At 48.4% G+C, this 16,084-nt stretch carries 13 protein-coding genes; 3 read left to right on the top strand and 10 right to left on the bottom strand.

The window, feature by feature from the left end:
- Positions 1-189: 189 nt before the first annotated feature.
- Genes plsX through B7982_RS13635 form a run of 5 tightly spaced genes read right to left on the bottom strand, consistent with a single transcriptional unit; the run spans position 190 to position 2,612 of the window.
- Positions 190-1,173, bottom strand: a complete 984-nt coding sequence (gene plsX, locus B7982_RS13655) for a phosphate acyltransferase PlsX (protein WP_088661228.1) — start codon at positions 1,171-1,173, stop codon at positions 190-192.
- Positions 1,174-1,187: 14 nt separating this feature from the next.
- Positions 1,188-1,376, bottom strand: coding sequence for a 50S ribosomal protein L32 (gene rpmF / locus B7982_RS13650; RefSeq protein ID WP_014546669.1), 189 nt, complete (start codon positions 1,374-1,376; stop codon positions 1,188-1,190).
- Between the two features lie 2 nt (positions 1,377-1,378).
- Complete coding sequence (locus tag B7982_RS13645) at positions 1,379-1,906, bottom strand: DUF177 domain-containing protein (protein ID WP_014546668.1); 528 nt, start codon at positions 1,904-1,906, stop codon at positions 1,379-1,381.
- A 39-nt stretch (positions 1,907-1,945) separates the two neighbouring features.
- On the bottom strand, positions 1,946-2,167 hold the full coding sequence (locus tag B7982_RS13640) for a hypothetical protein (RefSeq protein ID WP_088661227.1): 222 nt from the start codon (positions 2,165-2,167) through the stop codon (positions 1,946-1,948).
- Entirely contained in the window at positions 2,157-2,612 is a 456-nt protein-coding gene (locus tag B7982_RS13635) for a PIN domain-containing protein (RefSeq protein ID WP_088661226.1), read from the bottom strand. Before B7982_RS13635 ends, B7982_RS13640 begins: the two co-directional genes overlap by 11 nt.
- Positions 2,613-2,842: 230 nt before the next feature.
- Between B7982_RS13635 and B7982_RS13630 the strand changes: the two genes are divergently transcribed.
- Positions 2,843-4,558, top strand: a complete 1,716-nt coding sequence (locus B7982_RS13630; protein ID WP_088661225.1) for a hypothetical protein — start codon at positions 2,843-2,845, stop codon at positions 4,556-4,558.
- 177 nt (positions 4,559-4,735) lie between these two features.
- Here B7982_RS13630 and B7982_RS13625 read toward each other — a convergent pair whose 3' ends face one another.
- The 5 genes from B7982_RS13625 to B7982_RS13605 form a co-directional block, all read right to left on the bottom strand.
- The gene (locus tag B7982_RS13625; RefSeq protein ID WP_088661224.1) at positions 4,736-6,631 is read right to left on the bottom strand and encodes a glycoside hydrolase family 5 protein; all 1,896 of its coding nucleotides are present in this window, start codon (positions 6,629-6,631) and stop codon (positions 4,736-4,738) included.
- A 27-nt stretch (positions 6,632-6,658) separates the two neighbouring features.
- Entirely contained in the window at positions 6,659-7,885 is a 1,227-nt protein-coding gene (locus B7982_RS13620) for a carboxypeptidase-like regulatory domain-containing protein (protein WP_088661223.1), read from the bottom strand.
- Positions 7,885-8,694: a TIGR02147 family protein gene (locus B7982_RS13615; protein ID WP_255396756.1), complete on the bottom strand. Its 810-nt coding sequence runs from the start codon at positions 8,692-8,694 to the stop codon at positions 7,885-7,887. Before B7982_RS13615 ends, B7982_RS13620 begins: the two co-directional genes overlap by 1 nt.
- 117 nt (positions 8,695-8,811) lie before the next feature.
- Positions 8,812-10,203, bottom strand: coding sequence for a LamG domain-containing protein (locus B7982_RS13610; RefSeq protein WP_088661221.1), 1,392 nt, complete (start codon positions 10,201-10,203; stop codon positions 8,812-8,814).
- Positions 10,193-11,044 carry a TIGR02147 family protein gene (locus tag B7982_RS13605; protein WP_088661220.1) on the bottom strand — a complete coding sequence of 284 codons (852 nt, stop codon included), beginning with the start codon at positions 11,042-11,044 and terminating at the stop codon, positions 10,193-10,195. Before B7982_RS13605 ends, B7982_RS13610 begins: the two co-directional genes overlap by 11 nt.
- 193 nt (positions 11,045-11,237) lie before the next feature.
- Here B7982_RS13605 and B7982_RS13600 point away from each other — a divergent pair, with 193 nt between their 5' ends.
- On the top strand, positions 11,238-13,628 hold the full coding sequence (locus B7982_RS13600; RefSeq protein ID WP_088661219.1) for a DUF4859 domain-containing protein: 2,391 nt from the start codon (positions 11,238-11,240) through the stop codon (positions 13,626-13,628).
- Between the two features lie 174 nt (positions 13,629-13,802).
- Positions 13,803-16,037, top strand: coding sequence for a rhamnogalacturonan lyase (locus B7982_RS13595; RefSeq protein WP_088661218.1), 2,235 nt, complete (start codon positions 13,803-13,805; stop codon positions 16,035-16,037).
- The last annotated feature ends 47 nt before the right edge of the window (positions 16,038-16,084 follow it).

Below are 16,084 nucleotides of genomic sequence, written 5' to 3'. Positions count from 1 at the left end.
ATTGACCTCCTGTATGACATTAAGTGTCATGGGTGAATACAAATGATTTAAGCTTAGAATAGCCGTCACGCCACCGGTGCCAGACGGTTCGTCCAAAGCATATTTATTTGTTACCCAAGATAACAAAAAACGGACCTAGCGTTCACTAGATCCGTCTAATTGCAACTAAAGTCTTAATGCAGACAAAAGCTATGCTTTAGGAGCTTCCTCGGACTTGATTGCAGCGAGGCGAGCGTTGACCTTGTTGGCAACGTCGGCTTCGGCATACTTGGCAGCCACTTCAACAGCCTTTTCGATAGCGAGAGCATCGGAACGGCCGTGAGCGATGATGCCAATGCCATTGAGGCCAAGCAACAAGGCGCCACCCGTAGCGCGGTAGTCCCACATTTCGGAGAAACGCTTGCCAGCCGGAGTGTCGATCGTGCCGAACATTTCCTGGTGCATTTCGAAGAAACCTTCCAGGAGCTTGAGCACAACGTTACCCGTATAGCCAGAAGTCGCAACAACGTCGGCCTTACCTGCGATGAGGTCGCGACCTTCGATGTTACCCATAAAGTTAACCGGGGCGGACTTGAGGAGCTGGTATGTTTCCTGGAGAACCGCCGGGCCCTTGTGTTCTTCTTCGCCCATGTTCAAGAGGCCAACCTTCGGATTTTCGATTCCGAGGTAAGCTTCGGCGAATGCAGAACCTGCAATGGCAAAGTCAACGAGAGTGGAAGCACGTTCATCAACGTTTGCACCGCCATCGACCAACACAATGCGGCGATCCTTTGTCGGAAGTGCAACCCCGATAGGCGGACGGGAGAACTCGTCGCAAGTCTTACCGAGGATCATGAGGCAGCTAGCCATCATAGCGCCAGAGTTACCGGCACTGACGGAAGCGTCCACAAGACCTTTTTTCTGCAAGGCAACGCAAGTCACCAAGCCAGAATGCTGCTTCTTCTTGACCACCATGACAGGATGTTCATCCATAGCCACGAGGTCCGGAGCATCAACTACGGAAATCTGATTGCCGGTGTAACCAAGCTTCTCGAGAGAAGCCTTGACCTCGGCCTCCGGTCCGCAGAGAACCACATGAATATTGGGGTTTTTCTTGACTGCGCTAACGGCGCCTTCAATACAAACACTCGGGGCGTAATCGCCACCCATGGCATCCAGTGCAACTTTGATCACGGATTCCTCCTAGATTAAGCTTCGGCACCCTTCATGTCAACAACTTCCACACCGTTGTAGAAGCCGCAAACCGGGCACACGCGATGCGGACGCTTCACGGAACCGCAATGATCGCAGGTAGCCATAGCCGGCACTTCCATCTTCCAGTGGGTGCGGCGCTTGTCACGACGAGCGGTCGAAGTTTTTCTCTTAGGTACTGCCATTTTTAACTCCTGTTTTCCATTTTGCTCTTAAGAGCTTTGAGTTTTTCCCAGCGGGGGTCGAGCGGCTTTTCAGCATCGGCACCATCGCCAGCTTGATTGTTTGTTACAAAGATAAAATCTTCGTCAGGATTTTTCACGGGCGCAATGGGTTCCTGTAGGGTCACCAGCTGTCGGACGCACTCGGAAACATCTACGAAGTCCTGTGTCTGCGGAATCGTGTAGGCGAAAACATCATCGTCGTCGTCATGAAGTTCCTGTGCAGCGCATGCTCCGCGTTCCACCTCGACAACAATCTCGGTTTCGAACGGACGGTCAAAAAGATCCAGGCTGCGGACACAAGTGAGTGTTTGCACTCCAGAGATAGTACCGGTCACAAGGCACTTGCCGTTGCCTTCGGGGCTAACCAGCACCTCGGCTACCAGATCGCCCTTGAGGTGCAGTTCGTCGAAGATTTCAGGAGCGTCGGCATGGGACCAGACCACTCGTTGGTCTTCGGAATCAGTAAGTTTTTGTGCGATATTTATTCTCAAAGTGGCACAAATGTAGTAAAATGGGAAAAAGGGGTCAAGTTATTTCCCGTTTTCCTCGGCAAAAGAAGCGGCTTTATCCACGAAAGAACGCAAATCGGCTTTGTCAAAATGCTCGCGTTGCCACTTGGTGTAGTCGAAACGCTCTCTTTGCACTGCAGCTATGAAATATTCCGCATCGACAATTCCCATTTCGCGAATCAAGCATTCCATTCCCCTATTTAACAATTCAATAGTAGCAGGTGGTGTAATTTCAGTTATCATTTTCTAGACCTCCACTCACTAAATCTATGAACTCTATAGGGTTTAACAATTCCATGGATTCACTTTTGTATTTCAGCATCCGCTTATCCGTACTTAAAAGATAATCACAATTCATCATTTCTGCACATGCTATATGGCAAGCGTCTTTCATTTTTACACCCGTCGCCATAATTTTTTTTGCATTTAAAACGACCTGGTCCGACAGATTTCGCCCCACATAGTCCACCACATTTTCATCTAAAAATTGTTGAATAGCAGCCTTTCTATCGGGATATGGATTGCAGAAATTTTCATATTCAAGGATAAAAGACGATGCTAACATCAACTTTTCCGCTTTTATAAGCGCCTGAATTTGCAATTTAGCCAGAGTCTCTATGGATATAGTCAAATAACTTTGATTGTCGTAAGGACGATTAAAGCAGCAATTATCTAGATATACTTTCATACTGCTATAATTGCAAATTCTATGCCAATGCAAAAATTGGCGATTTAAGGCCAAAAAACGGCAATTTAAACTTAGTGCAAAAAGTGATTAATCGATTTAATCACTGATTAATCAGCTATTTTGAAGGGCGCAAGTAGCCGTTGTCTATAGACAACTATTTATTATAATGGTAGATTGTTTTCTTCAAAACAATGGTATTTTTTCAGTATATTGCAATATAAGGGTTGTTTATGGGATATTCTTTTGGTTTTAAGCGAAATTTCGCGGTTTCGGCGCTCTGTTTATCGTTTTGGTGTATAGAAGCAAGCGCCGAGCCGCTCGCGTTTCCTGAAGCGCTGGGATTTGGCGCAAACGTTACGGGCGGGCGCGCAGGCACCGTTTACCATGTAACAAACTTGAACGATGACGGCGCAGGCTCATTCCGCGATGCGGTTAGCCAAGGGAACCGCATTGTCGTTTTTGACGTTGGCGGCATCATCAATATCAAAACTGCCGTTTCGATCAAGTCGAACATCACCATTGCCGGGCAGACAGCCCCAGGCGAGGGGATCGCCATTCACGGCGGAAAACTTTCGACAGGCAAGCAGAGCAATATCATCATCCGTTACTTGCGCATCCGACCTGGAGAAAATACGGCAAGCACCAAAGACGACGCGCTCAACCTCTACGATGCCAAAAACGTCATTGTGGACCATTGCTCGGTAGAACTTGCTCCGTGGAATAACTTCGGAGGCTCTTCGGACAACGCCGACTACCGTGTCACTGGCATCACTGTGCAGAATTCGCTCATTGCAAACCCGATTGGCCAACAGTTCGGCGCACACATCGAATCCATTGACGGTACTTGGGCGTGGTACTACAACGCCTTCGTGAATACGCACAACAGAAACCCGCTCGACAAGATTAACGACATTTTCGTCAACAACATCCTTTACAACTTCGAAGCGGGCTACACGACACACACTAGTGCAAAATTCAAGCACGACATCGTGAACAACTACTTTGTCTATGGTCCAGAAGGCAAAAACGAGTGGTTTCAGGTCGATAAAAACCAGAGCATTTACGCAAGCGGAAACCTAATCGACAAAAACCGCGACGGAGTGCTCAATGGCGGGCCAACAAGCATTTATTACTACCAGGGACCTGGCGAAGAACTGAAAAATCCGTGGAACGAGCTTACGACAAAAGGCCCGATGATGAGTGCGGCAAGCGCCTGGCGCTACGTAACCTCGCAAAGTGGCGTCCTCCCCTACGACGACATTGATTCGCTTATCTGGCACCAAGTCGGCACGCTTGGCAAGGAAGGCGCGCTCGTAAAATCCGTAGGCGCCATGGGTCTCAAGACCAACAACGGCTGGGGCGAAGTCATCGCCGGGAAAGCAGCAACAGATAGCGACAAGGACGGAATGCCCGACTACTTCGAAAATGCGATGGGCTACGACACCGCCAAAGACGACGCCATGGTCAAGGAAGACGACGGCTACGTCCGCATTGAAAAATACATCAACTGGCTCGGCGCGATGCACGCACAAGTCGCTGGCAACGGGACGCTCGATTTTGACTTGCGTACAATCACTCGCGGATTCCAAAGCGTCAAGCCCACCTACAGTGTATCTGCCGCAGAAAACGCCTCCGTCGAATTGCAGAAAGACGGCTATACCGCCCGATTCACACCCGACAAAGACTTCAAAGGACTCGCCTCATTCAAGTACACCGTCAAAGGAAACGACAACACCGAATACACAGGCCGCGTAGAAATACTCGTCGAAAAGTCCGCGAGCGCTATCGATCCGCCGCAAGATTCCAGCGAAACTGCGCAAGATTCAATAACCGCAATCAAAAATGCCCACACATTCCGCAACGTGCCTCAAATGCGCAAGAACACGTTCCACGACCTCAAAGGCCGCCGCTTCGAAAAGCAAATTCCGTACAGGGTTTTATTTTAACTGTTCTCATCGATCCAAATAATCAAGCACCTCGGCAAACGTCGAGGTGCTTTTTATTGACAAAGTCAATTCTAAGCACTGCGCCTCGGTCATGGGCAAGCAAGCTTGCCCGCGACTCTCGGCTTGGGTGCTTTTTATTGGCAAAGCCAATTCTAAGATTTGATAGAAAGATGAATATTACTTTACCGTTACCGGATAGACAGAATTTCCAATGCGGAGAATGTAGCGACCAGCACGCGGCGCAGTCATCGAGAAATTGCCCGCTTTCGCCACGCCCACACGCAAAGTTTGTCCAAGAACATTGGAGAGCGAATAATGGCTTCCATTCTTAACGCCCGTCGCAACGATATTCAAGCCGTCAGTATTCACGCGAACAAAATTGCGAGCAGCCATTCTCGCCGTCGGGATACTTAAAACGTCCGGGATTTCCATAACCGTGTAATTGGACACATCTTCGACGCACTTGAGACTATCAATCCAGAGATAATCGCCAAACGCAACGTTGGTAACGCTAAAGCGGAGCGCCGTCGTCAACTTTGTAGAGAAAATTGTCGGTACATCAGCCTGCCAGCCATTATTGACCATCCAGCCAAAATCCACATAAGCGGTTGTCCATTCCGGAGAATAAGGCATGCCGACAAACGGATAATCCCAAAGTCCCTGACCGAGAATTTCGGTAGACGTATTCCAATCGCTATAGGCTACAAATTGATGGTTCGTACCTTTATAGCGGTAGCTGAACATTTTGCACTTGGAAATATCAAAATTGAAAGTAAAATCGGCATTCACATAAGGTGCATAGTCAAAAGCCGTGCCGACCGTATCAAGCTTGATTTTATCCATCTTGACCATTCCATTTTCGGAGTTATCTTCAAAACTAGAATTACCGTGGTCACCCTGTTCATCGCTACCGCTCACATCCGTAATAAAGCTCCATTCTCCGGTAGCATCTGTCGATGTCGTCTTGAGAGCAAACGGGAGATCATCGTTAATTTGCGAAGCCCAATCAAGGTTCTTTGTGTAAGTCATCTTTTGCGGAAGAACGTTCGCCTTGATATAGTTGTCGTCATCATTATCTTCAAGATACGGTTTTTCGACATCCCATTTGGCGGTAGAAAGTTTCTTTTCGTCAACCCATTTTAGGAACGCATCGGCATTCGCCTTGGTCTTGGCATCGTTGATATCTTTTTCGACCCAACCCCATTCGGTCACGAAAACACTGAGACCCGCAGCAATAGCCTTGTTCGGGCTTGCATTCTGGCTAGTCGAAGTTTCATTGATGTTATGCATATTGGCATAAAAATGATGCGTGTAAGCAACATTCTTGTCAACGACCGGATTTGCAACAGCATCGCCAGCCGCAGAAGACCACATCGGTGTCCCTACAACAATTAAGTTATCCGAATATTTACGAATTTCCTGAACGACTGTATCAGCATAAGCCTTGAGGTCATTCCAACTTTCACTTACCGGTTCATTGTAAATTTCAAAAATCACATGCGGGTATTTGCCATAACGTTGAGCCATGGTCCCAAAGAATTTCGCGGCATCACTTGCCGTAAAGCAAGCCTTATTATCATTAAATTCGTACTTCGGTTTTACACCCTTGTGAATGCAATTATAATAGCCTCCTTCACTGTGCCAGTCCACCAAAACATAAACATCGTTTCTGATAGCCGCTTGTACGACCGTGTCCATTTGTGCGGAATAATATTCAGGACGAGTCTTGTAATTCCCTTGTCCCCAATTTCCAACGGAACCCATTGCAGAGCGAACAAGTTCAACATTCCACTCGCCTACAAGCGAATCAATAAAGGAATTGCCGTAGAACGACATTCCGTTTGGCCAAAAGATACTCCAGGTAAGGCTCATTCCGCGTACCTGAACTTCGGCTCCATCTTTGACGCCTTGCACGCTTCCATAAATGCGGCCTTCGCCAGCGGAATTCTTGCCGGCTTGCAAAGCACCGTATTGACTTACGGGACCTACGCGCGTGGGCTGAATTGTTGCAAATGCGCTACCCACAAAGGCAAACGCACACAAGGCGACAATCGCCATTTTTGACTTTTTCATACTCTCTCCTATACGTGAAAAAGAATTTTAAAAACGCATCCCGAGACTCGGCCACATACTGGGCGAAATACCGTCAAAGCGGATATTGTCAAGGTAAATTTCGGTATCGTCAATAACGAGAATGTTGATTGCATTGACAGCAATAAGTTCTGTATCGAAATCATCTGCCGTAAACGTGAAATGTTCCCATTTTTCCGTAAGCGTCACAAAGTACGATTCGTGATATTCACGTTCGCCTTTATCGCTGCGTTTGACTATCTGCAACGAGATTTTTCCAGAACCTCTGGCATCAAACGAAATTGCAGTCGCCTTACGCAAATCATAGAACGCAAACATTTCAGCCTTATCAAAATCATCACCAATCGTAAAACCGATAACTCCATAATGCCCCGAAGTTTCCTCATCTATATCAAATGAGACGTGCAAGCTTTTTCCACTTTTGGCGCTATCGCCAGAAACAAAAAGATTTTCACTATCGACACCCGCGCTTGCACGGCTTCCGCCACCCTGCAACGAGTCTGTGCAAATAAACCACCAGCCCTGTCCAAAACTTTTTCCGATAAATGTCTGCTTTTTCCAGTTTTCAAAATCTTCGACAACCGTAAAAATGCTATCTGCGAGATTAATGTTGTTCGTTGTCGCACCTTCTTTCAATCCAGTTTCCATCTGGTACGAGAACTTTCCGAAGTAGCCTTCGACAAAAGCGTAATGCACGCCCGCAGGCAAATCATTAAATTCAAAGTTTCCGTTTGCATCCGTAACAACAGACTTGTCCAAAATGGAAACAGTTGCACCTTCTACAGCAGCACCGTTATTCGTTATTGATCCCTTAAGGGATTCGCTTGCCGCAATAGAAAGGGTTTGTTCGGGACTACGTTCGAGATTGACCCAGCGCATTGTAGATAACGAGTCGCCCGAACGCGTTTCCAAAAGCTGGACAGGCGCTTTTTCACCAAGAACAGCGGACCTAATTTCAAGAACACCATTGTTATCCAAAGAATCTTCATACGCCACATGCATGGAGTCTTCGTCCAAAATCCACACACGGGCAAGCGCATTCACCAAAGGTTTCCCATGATTTGTCGCCGTGATAATCCCTGCAATTTCAGTTTCACCAGCATTACTACCCGTGCCGTTTGCGATGTCAGAATTTCCGCTACAGCCAACAAGCGAAATACAAAGGATTGCGACAAAAGCCACAACACCCAAAGGGAATACCCAAGCCAGTTTTCGTAAAACATTACGGAGGTACATTACTTTACCTCCTTGACTTTGGCGCGGTTCACCAACTGAAACCCGACATGGCAAACACGGTCTGGATTTTTCTCTTCACGAGATAACGCAAGAATTTTTTCGCGAAGTTTCGCAATTTCTTCGCGGACTTTTTCAAAGCTTTCTTTAGACAAACTGCACGTAACACTCGTAACGCTGCGGTCATCACTTGTGAACAGATCATAAACTTCACTATTCACTTCAAGATTTTTCAGATGGTATTTGCGTAAAATCGTAGAACGCACGCGAGGCGGAGTTGAAACAATAGGCTGTTCCACACGATATACACCATTTTCATCTAACGTAACGAATCCCGATTCCATCAAATAGCGAATACCACTTTCCACCTGAGGAGCGCGAAGCACTGGCGTAAACATGCGTCCAATTTTTTCTGCCGGCATATTTGGCGGAAGCAGAGGGAGCAAGTCGCGCAACACGGGATAGTACCATTTCGAGAAAAACTTGAGCGAAGAATCCTGCAGAGCAAATTCCTGATTGTTCGCACGGACCGCAAGGAGCTTTCGCAACAATTCTTCGCGTACATCTACATTCTTTTCGTTACCGAAGCGCACCAAATCGAGAAAGTAATCCGATTCATCATCAGAAAGCCCCCAAGACTTGGCGATATTTTTCGCATTCGCAATGGACAGCGGGCGCGAGCCATCTAGGATTCGGCTGAAAAACGCAGAACCGGAAACACCCGCATTTTCTTGAATCGCACGGAGCGAAAGCCCCTTTGACTGCATAGTTTCCAAAACAGCGCGAATAAAATCGCGGTAATCAAAATACATAAATACACTAATTTTGGAAACATCTATCACATTCCAAAATATAAACAATTATTATCAATTTTTCAATGTAAATTTTTATATATAATTTACAAAATACATAATTTTTGGAAACACATTTTAAGGCTTCAGCCGCTCATACATGGCATTGATCCATTCAGGGCTACGGGCGATTGATTCAACGCGAGCTTCGTCAATCACACCATTCCAAGTTTCAGTCTCGATTTCATCGCCACCGATGCGGAAGGGGACGTTACGATTCAGCTCGTTCGGCACAAATCCCCCTGCAAATTCAGTTCCATCGGAACCCGCAATTGCTATAGGTTCGCCATTCACATACATGCTCACCTTGTGATTCTTGGAAACGAGCACAAGGAAAGCCCACTCCCCGACAGGCACGGATGTCGAATCCCCGAAATACACTGCCCCAGGGTAGTCCGGCATACCCTTCATCACGGCAAACGTTCCGCTCTTCACCTCATAATGCCACTGGAATCGCGATGTAGAATCACTCCAATAAGCTCGCTGGCAAAACAACACCTGGTGTTCGCCGTTAGGGCCATTCCACTTGGTCCAAAGCGAAAGTGTAAAGTCGCCGCCCGTTGGATTAAGCGTATCCAAGTCGATAAATTGTCCCGGTTCCAAAAGCACCGCCTTGCCGTTCACACCATCTACATAGTTTACGTTACCTGCAACGGAAGAATCGTGGTTGAGTACGTTGACATCTCTTCCCATGCCGAGAAAAACTTTTATTTCGGGGTCGCCATCTCCATTCGGGAGATAATAATCATACGGAAGGTAATAATGGAAGCCGTAGTAATCCGCAATAACAGGCATATCGTTGCTCGTAAGCCACTCCCCATTGACCGAAAGTTCAGGCAATCGTAGCGTATCCCTGGATTCAAGCGCCGTGAATTCAAAATGCGCGATTGCCGAATCATCCTGCACGTACACAAGGTCCATTCTATAGCCCGACGGGATGGAATCGAACGCAAAGGAGCCGTCCTCGGCAATCGGCGAGCGCAAATGCGTTCCCGGAATGCGCATATAACCAGAAGTCGCCCCGGCAATTTTTCCGCTTACAGTCTTATGCGGACCAATACAAATCGTATCCAACCTTACGTCAGAGAGTCCATCGCCACGCAAACCGGACAGCCCTTTGGATTCCGCATAGAAACGCGGCGAACCTTTCGCCGAAATCCTCGAAATCGGACCTAACTTAAAGAATCCTGTAGAATCAGCGACCGTTTCAAGCGAATCCACAATTTCTTTCGAATTATCCAAGTAGGCAACGACACGCGCAGCAGGAACAGCACGTCCCTGCAAGTCCTGCACTACACCGGAATACCTCAGCGTATCAGACTCCCTTGCAATAGAATTCCCGATATCGGTCACGCCACCGGCGACATTTTCGCTATCCGAGCAAGCCAGGAACGACAACGAAAACGCAAGCGACATCACGCACGCAACGCAATTACGCGACAACTTTAGATAAACTCGCCTATTTTTCATTTTCCGCCTCCTTCCCTATTTTCTTGCTCATCGGGAACGCCACAAGCATCATTTCGTAAACGCGTTCCACCTCCGAATCATTTGCCGCACGGGCAATAATTTTCTTGCGGGCTTCTTCCAGCACCTCTACCGCATAATTGTAGGATTTTTCACTCATCGCAAGAGTCGTGAACGCAGCAAAGCGCTCGTCTTTGGGCATGGATTCTACGGCACCCACCGCATGCTGCATATACTCATGACGGATTCGTCGCAAAACCATTGGCGGAATTTCCGAAGCATCGAGCATTTGCGATGTTTCAACATAGCGTTCACCCTCTTTTTTCAAGAGTCCCCATTCCAGCAGCTTTTTCACCGCATCGCGAGCCTCATCCGTCGTTATCTGCGGCACAACAGAACGCGCAAGCACACGGAAGTCACCTTTCCAATCCGATGACACCGCCAACTCGCGCACAATCGGATAATACCACTTTTCGAAGTATCCCTGTTCACGAGTCGTGACATGTGTAAATTCTATTTGCTTGCGAATCTGGACAATCTGGTTCCAAGCGTGTTCGCGTTCGGCAACTTGTTGAGCCTGGTTGTACTGCACCAACGCCTCAAAATACGTCTTTTGCAACGGTTCAAATTCCATCGCCTTTGAAATTTTCTCGATGGATTTCGGTGTCAAATTGAAGCGCCCACGGATAACATTCAGGCAATAAGAAGAGCTACTGAATCCCGCTTTTGCTGCAAAAAATCGATGCGAAAACACCGACCGCATTTTCTTCTGTTCCTCAAAATAGTCTTGCAGGAACTTGCGGAAGTCGTCATAGTCAAACAAGTGTTCAAGCGCAATGCACATGGTTTTAAACTAGAAAATTTTTACACAAAAATCAATAAAATACACAAAATTACAATTAAATCAATATATTTCATTAATTATTCTTACACATTTACACACTTCTAACACAGAAAATCATTCCATTTTTCTTAAAAACTTGCACTAGGGCACACCAAAAATTATTTCTCTAAATAGCATAAAAATGGAGTGTGTTATGCAAAAAAGTTGTTTGGGATGGATTCCGGGCGCCGTTTTGTCGGCTGCCCTAGGTGTTCACGTATATGCGGCGTCGGGTGATGCTTACACATGGCCAGGCTATCGCAGCGACCTGGATTACGATACGAAATCGAATCTGGGCGATATCCAACCGCCGACCAAGTTCAACAACAATTGTTCGGGCGTTACCGGAAAGAAGGCCGGTAAGTGGTGGGCGTTTTACTGGGGCAAGGATCGCGACAGTCGCATTACCGATGTGACGATTGATTCGATTCTTAAGAAGTACGATACCGATTTTGAGTATTTGTACAATGAGATGGGATGGGCGCCGGATGCCCAAGCGCAAGAAGGCCAGTACAGCGCAGTTTATTACTACGGCTCGGGTACGTGTGCCGGTGGCGCAAAGACGGATACTACGGGCGGTTGGCAAACATGGGTAGCAGGCTACACGGCCGTGGCCGCTTCGTTCTATCCGCTATATAGCTTCAATACGAGTTGCCCTTACCGTGATCGCGTAGCGCAGATGGATGCGATGATTCATGAGGGAATCCACTCGATGACGAACGGTTACCCCGGCGCAAAGGATGCGCATTGGTTCCAAGAAGCGGGCAACACCTGGATTCAGCAGGATATGTTCAGCCACCGCGACGGTGTTTACAGCGGTATGGGATTCTTGAATGCGGCGACGGTCATTGCGCCGTTTATGCCTATTGAAACCTATTCGGGCTGGCTGATTGACGGTACTTTCGGTGGCCCTGGTGGCGGCGCCGATGGCGGTGGAGTGACCGGTAAGAATCAGCGTTACCTGCTGGGCGGCTCGCAGTACAGCAACATTTTCCCGACGTTTATCGGCACGTGGATCGGCACGGGTGCGGTGCGCTGGATTTACGGAAACGCTTACGGCAAGACCAAATACCTGCTCGAAACCTACGGCCTCGACAAGGGTCTTGGCGATGCGGGCGTGCGCAGGCTCATTACCGAATTCCGCGCAAGGCTTGCGATGCTTGACATGAAAAAATGGTCCGGCGAAATCAAGAATTTGCTGAACCAGCATTTTGGAAGCGACACCTACTGGGAACAGGACATGTGGGACAATAACAGGAAAAGCTACACCTGGACCATGACGCCCTACCAGACGGTAACGGAAAGCAACGGTTACCTTGTACCGAATCAAGAAACGACTCCGGGATGGTCGGGCTCGAACGTGGTTCCGCTGAAAGTGCAAAACGGCGCTAAAGAAGTGACGGTGAGTTTCTACCCGAACGGCGCTAATTCCAACAACAAGAATATGAACTTCTTGCTGTGCTACCGCGCGACCGACGGTACACCTGTGTATAGCGAACCCATTACGGGCGAGGGCTCTGCAACGCTTCGCCTGGACAAAACGCCTTCTTCGACGAACGGCACGCCGATGGTTTTTGCGGTAATCGTGAATACCGATTACCAGTACACTGGCAACACGGGAATTCGCAAGTTGCATTACGATTATAAGTTGAAATTGGAAACGGGCGTAAGTGGCGCTGGGGCTGCAAACGTCAAGTACTACAACGACTTCAAGCTTGATTACAAGTGGCCCGAACTCGGAGACGCACCGACAAGTTCGAGCAGTTCCGTATCGCCGAAATCTTCGAGCAGCAGCGAGATGCCCGCGAGCTCTAGCAGTTCTGCAAAAATCGTCACGGACGGCGCAACCACATACAACATCACAGCGACACTCCCGATTGACGACAACTACGCCACCATTTCTGCAAAATTTGATATCAGCGAGGTTGCGAAGAAACTCGGACTCACCACAGCAACGCTCACACAGGCACAATTCTTCGCACTAGAAAGCGATAGAAACATCGTCACCAACAGCACGGCAAACACACCGGGCCATTGGTTCAGCAAAGATGGCAAAGTCGTAGAATGGGGCGAAACCGCCTATGTATTCAGCGAAGCTGATTTGGCAAACGGGACTCTCGCGATAGGCCACTACCCCAACCGCGTCAGCAACGGCGAAAAGTTCAACTTTACGCAAGGGCTCTCGTACAACGGGAAAACAGTTCTTTTCAAAGTCGCGATCAGCATCACCAACGAAACTGGAAGCGACGAAAGCGGAAAGACCACGGCACTGATGTACGGACTCAACAAAGTCTCGACACACATGAACCTTGCGCTCCATCACGGGAATCTCGAAATCAGCTATACGCTTCCGCATCGCGACAATGTGAAGATAAGCCTATTCAATGGATTCGGAGCATTGCTCGCACAAGAAATCACGGGAATGCAAAACGCAGGCACGCACACGCGCTCGCTCAACATGAGTCAAATGCCGCGCGGCACCTACATCGTAAAAATCACGACGGGCAGCTACCGCGAAGCAAGACCGATTAACATAACAAGATAAACGAGCAAAAGCACAGCACCTCGGCGAAAGCGCCGGGGTGCTTTTTTGAAGACCAATAGTTGTCCGCAGACAACGAGAAATCGAGCTCATTAGGCACACCACCAATATCCAGGTTTATATTAATCTTGCCGGATTATTGTTGTTTGGTTTTTCGGCTAATAAAAGGGATAGGATATGAACAAAATTTGGTGTTTGGGATTGTCCCTAGCGCTTGGGCTAGGGAGTACGCAGGCGGCTCGCCAGATGGAATGGCTGAATCGCGGCTTGGTCGCCGTAAAGACGACTAACGGGGTTTTCCTCAGTTGGCGAGTTCTCGGAACAGACGGCAATACGACCGGTTTTAACCTGTACCGCGATGGCGAGAAGATCGCCAGTTTTACGGGTTCACAGGCAAGCAACTACACAGATACAAAAGGAACAGCATCGAGCAAATACTCGGTGAAGGCTGTTGTCGGCGGCAAGGAAATGGCGGCGGATGCTGCAGTTTCTGTTTGGAGTAATCAGTATCTAACCGTAAATCTTGACCGTCCGAATGGTGGGAGCGATTACACCTACAGCCCGAACGATATCGCGGTAGGCGATGTAGACGGCGATGGAGAATTTGAGCTGATTCTCAAGTGGGATCCGAGCAATTCTAAAGACAATTCGCAGAAGGGCAAAACCGGCAATGTCATTATTGATTGTTACAAAATAAACGGCAAAAAACTTTGGCGCATCGATCTCGGCGTAAACATTCGCGCTGGGGCGCATTACACGCAGATGCTCGTGGGCGACTATGATAGCGATGGCAAAGCTGAATTTGCGGTAAAGACCGCTCCCGGAACAAAAGACGGCAGCGGCAATTATTTATCACTCGGTTCTGCAAAGGGTGCAGACCACAGCAAGGATTACAGGAATTCAAACGGCTACATTCTCACAGGACCTGAATGGCTTACCATTTTCAATGGCGAAACTGGTAAGGAAATGGCGACGGTCGATTACAATCCCGGTCGCGGCACGGTCAAGAGCTGGGGCGATAGCTACGGTAACCGCGTGGATCGATTCCTCGCGACAAACGCCTACCTCGATGGCAAGAAACCGAGCATGGTTTTCCAGCGCGGTTACTACACCCGCATGGCGATTACCGCCTATGATTGGGACGGCAAAACCCTTTCGCAACGCTGGTATTACAACGCAGCCACGAGCGGACAGGAATGTTACGGGCAAGGCAATCACAACATTTCCGCAGGCGACGTGGATGGCGACGGCTTTGATGAAATTATTGAAGGAAGTTGCGCCGTTGACCACGATGGAAAATTCATGTACCGCACAGGCAAGGGCCACGGCGATGCGATGCACTTGAGCGATCTCGACCCCGATAATCCCGGTCTTGAAGTTTGGCAAGTTCACGAAGAAAAGCCCTACGGCTACGATTTGCACGATGCCCGTACCGGCAAGCTACTTTTTAACGAAACGAGTTCGGGTGATAACGGACGCGGCGTCGCAGGCGATGTGGATTCACTGAACCGCGGACACGAACTTTGGTCTGCCGCAAACTGGAATACCTATACCGTAAAGGGGAAAATTTGGAAAGCAGACAAGCGCCCAGCTTATAATTTCCGCATTTATTGGGACGGTGACTTACTTGATGAACTGTTGGACAACACGACTATCAGCAAGTGGGACCATGCCAAGCAACAGAGCAATACGCTTTTTCAGATGCAGGGCAACAGTTGCAACACCACCAAGGCTACGCCGAACTTTAGCGGTGATATTTTAGGCGACTGGCGCGAAGAAGTCATTCTACACGACGGAGCTTCCAAGCTCTACATCTACACAACTACGATTCCGACGGAACACCGTATGTACACGCTTGCGCACGACCCGATTTACCGTCTCGGCATGAGCTGGCAAAACACAGCCTACAACCAGCCTCCACATTTGGGATTTTGGTTATACGGCAATAAGGACAAGTTCCCGACGCCTGACATTACGCTCATCGGCGATCATACACCGAAACCCGCCGCGATTATCAAGCAGGGCGCAGGTTCCAGCAGTCAAACTATCGCACTCGGTGATTCGATTGTCCCGTTCACTTTCGCAATTCAAAACGCCGATGGCGCAACTGTTGAAAATCTCCCTGCAGGCGTAACAGCCAAATGGAATGCACAGACAAATTCCCTATACTTCAGCGGAACGCCAACCGTCAGCGGAGAGTACTCCTACACGATTACGACTAAGGGTGGCGATGCGGAATTTGGCGAAGCAACCCGCAGCGGGAAATTTACCATAGACGATCCGAATGCTAAAACAACTTCGCTAAAGCCTCGTACGGAAAGAGCTTTGCTGAACGGTTCTAGACACGTTTATGATTTGCGAGGACGTCTTATGAAACAACGTAAACATCGTGGTTTTTATCTAACAAGATAACGAAAGCTAATCCAACACCCAACCCATCCTCCCCCCGGCGAATGTCG

This window comes from Fibrobacter sp. UWB2 (genome assembly GCF_002210425.1).
Taxonomy (GTDB): Bacteria; Fibrobacterota; Fibrobacteria; order Fibrobacterales; family Fibrobacteraceae; genus Fibrobacter; species Fibrobacter elongatus.
This window is presented reverse-complemented; position numbering and strand designations above follow the sequence as displayed.

Bases quoted from the DNA above. Each gene is read 5' to 3' on its own strand.
- B7982_RS13625 (WP_088661224.1), bottom strand. From the start codon at position 6,631: ATGAAAAAGTCAAAAATGGCGATTGTCGCCTTGTGTGCGTTTGCCTTT.
- B7982_RS13595 (WP_088661218.1), top strand. From the start codon at position 13,803: ATGAACAAAATTTGGTGTTTGGGATTGTCCCTAGCGCTTGGGCTAGGG.
- B7982_RS13620 (WP_088661223.1), bottom strand. From the start codon at position 7,885: ATGTACCTCCGTAATGTTTTACGAAAACTGGCTTGGGTATTCCCTTTG.
- B7982_RS13630 (WP_088661225.1), top strand. From the start codon at position 2,843: ATGGGATATTCTTTTGGTTTTAAGCGAAATTTCGCGGTTTCGGCGCTC.
- rpmF (WP_014546669.1), bottom strand. From the start codon at position 1,376: ATGGCAGTACCTAAGAGAAAAACTTCGACCGCTCGTCGTGACAAGCGC.
- B7982_RS13605 (WP_088661220.1), bottom strand. From the start codon at position 11,044: ATGTGCATTGCGCTTGAACACTTGTTTGACTATGACGACTTCCGCAAG.
- B7982_RS13640 (WP_088661227.1), bottom strand. From the start codon at position 2,167: ATGATAACTGAAATTACACCACCTGCTACTATTGAATTGTTAAATAGG.
- B7982_RS13610 (WP_088661221.1), bottom strand. From the start codon at position 10,203: ATGAAAAATAGGCGAGTTTATCTAAAGTTGTCGCGTAATTGCGTTGCG.
- B7982_RS13600 (WP_088661219.1), top strand. From the start codon at position 11,238: ATGCAAAAAAGTTGTTTGGGATGGATTCCGGGCGCCGTTTTGTCGGCT.
- B7982_RS13615 (WP_255396756.1), bottom strand. From the start codon at position 8,694: ATGTATTTTGATTACCGCGATTTTATTCGCGCTGTTTTGGAAACTATG.
- B7982_RS13635 (WP_088661226.1), bottom strand. From the start codon at position 2,612: ATGAAAGTATATCTAGATAATTGCTGCTTTAATCGTCCTTACGACAAT.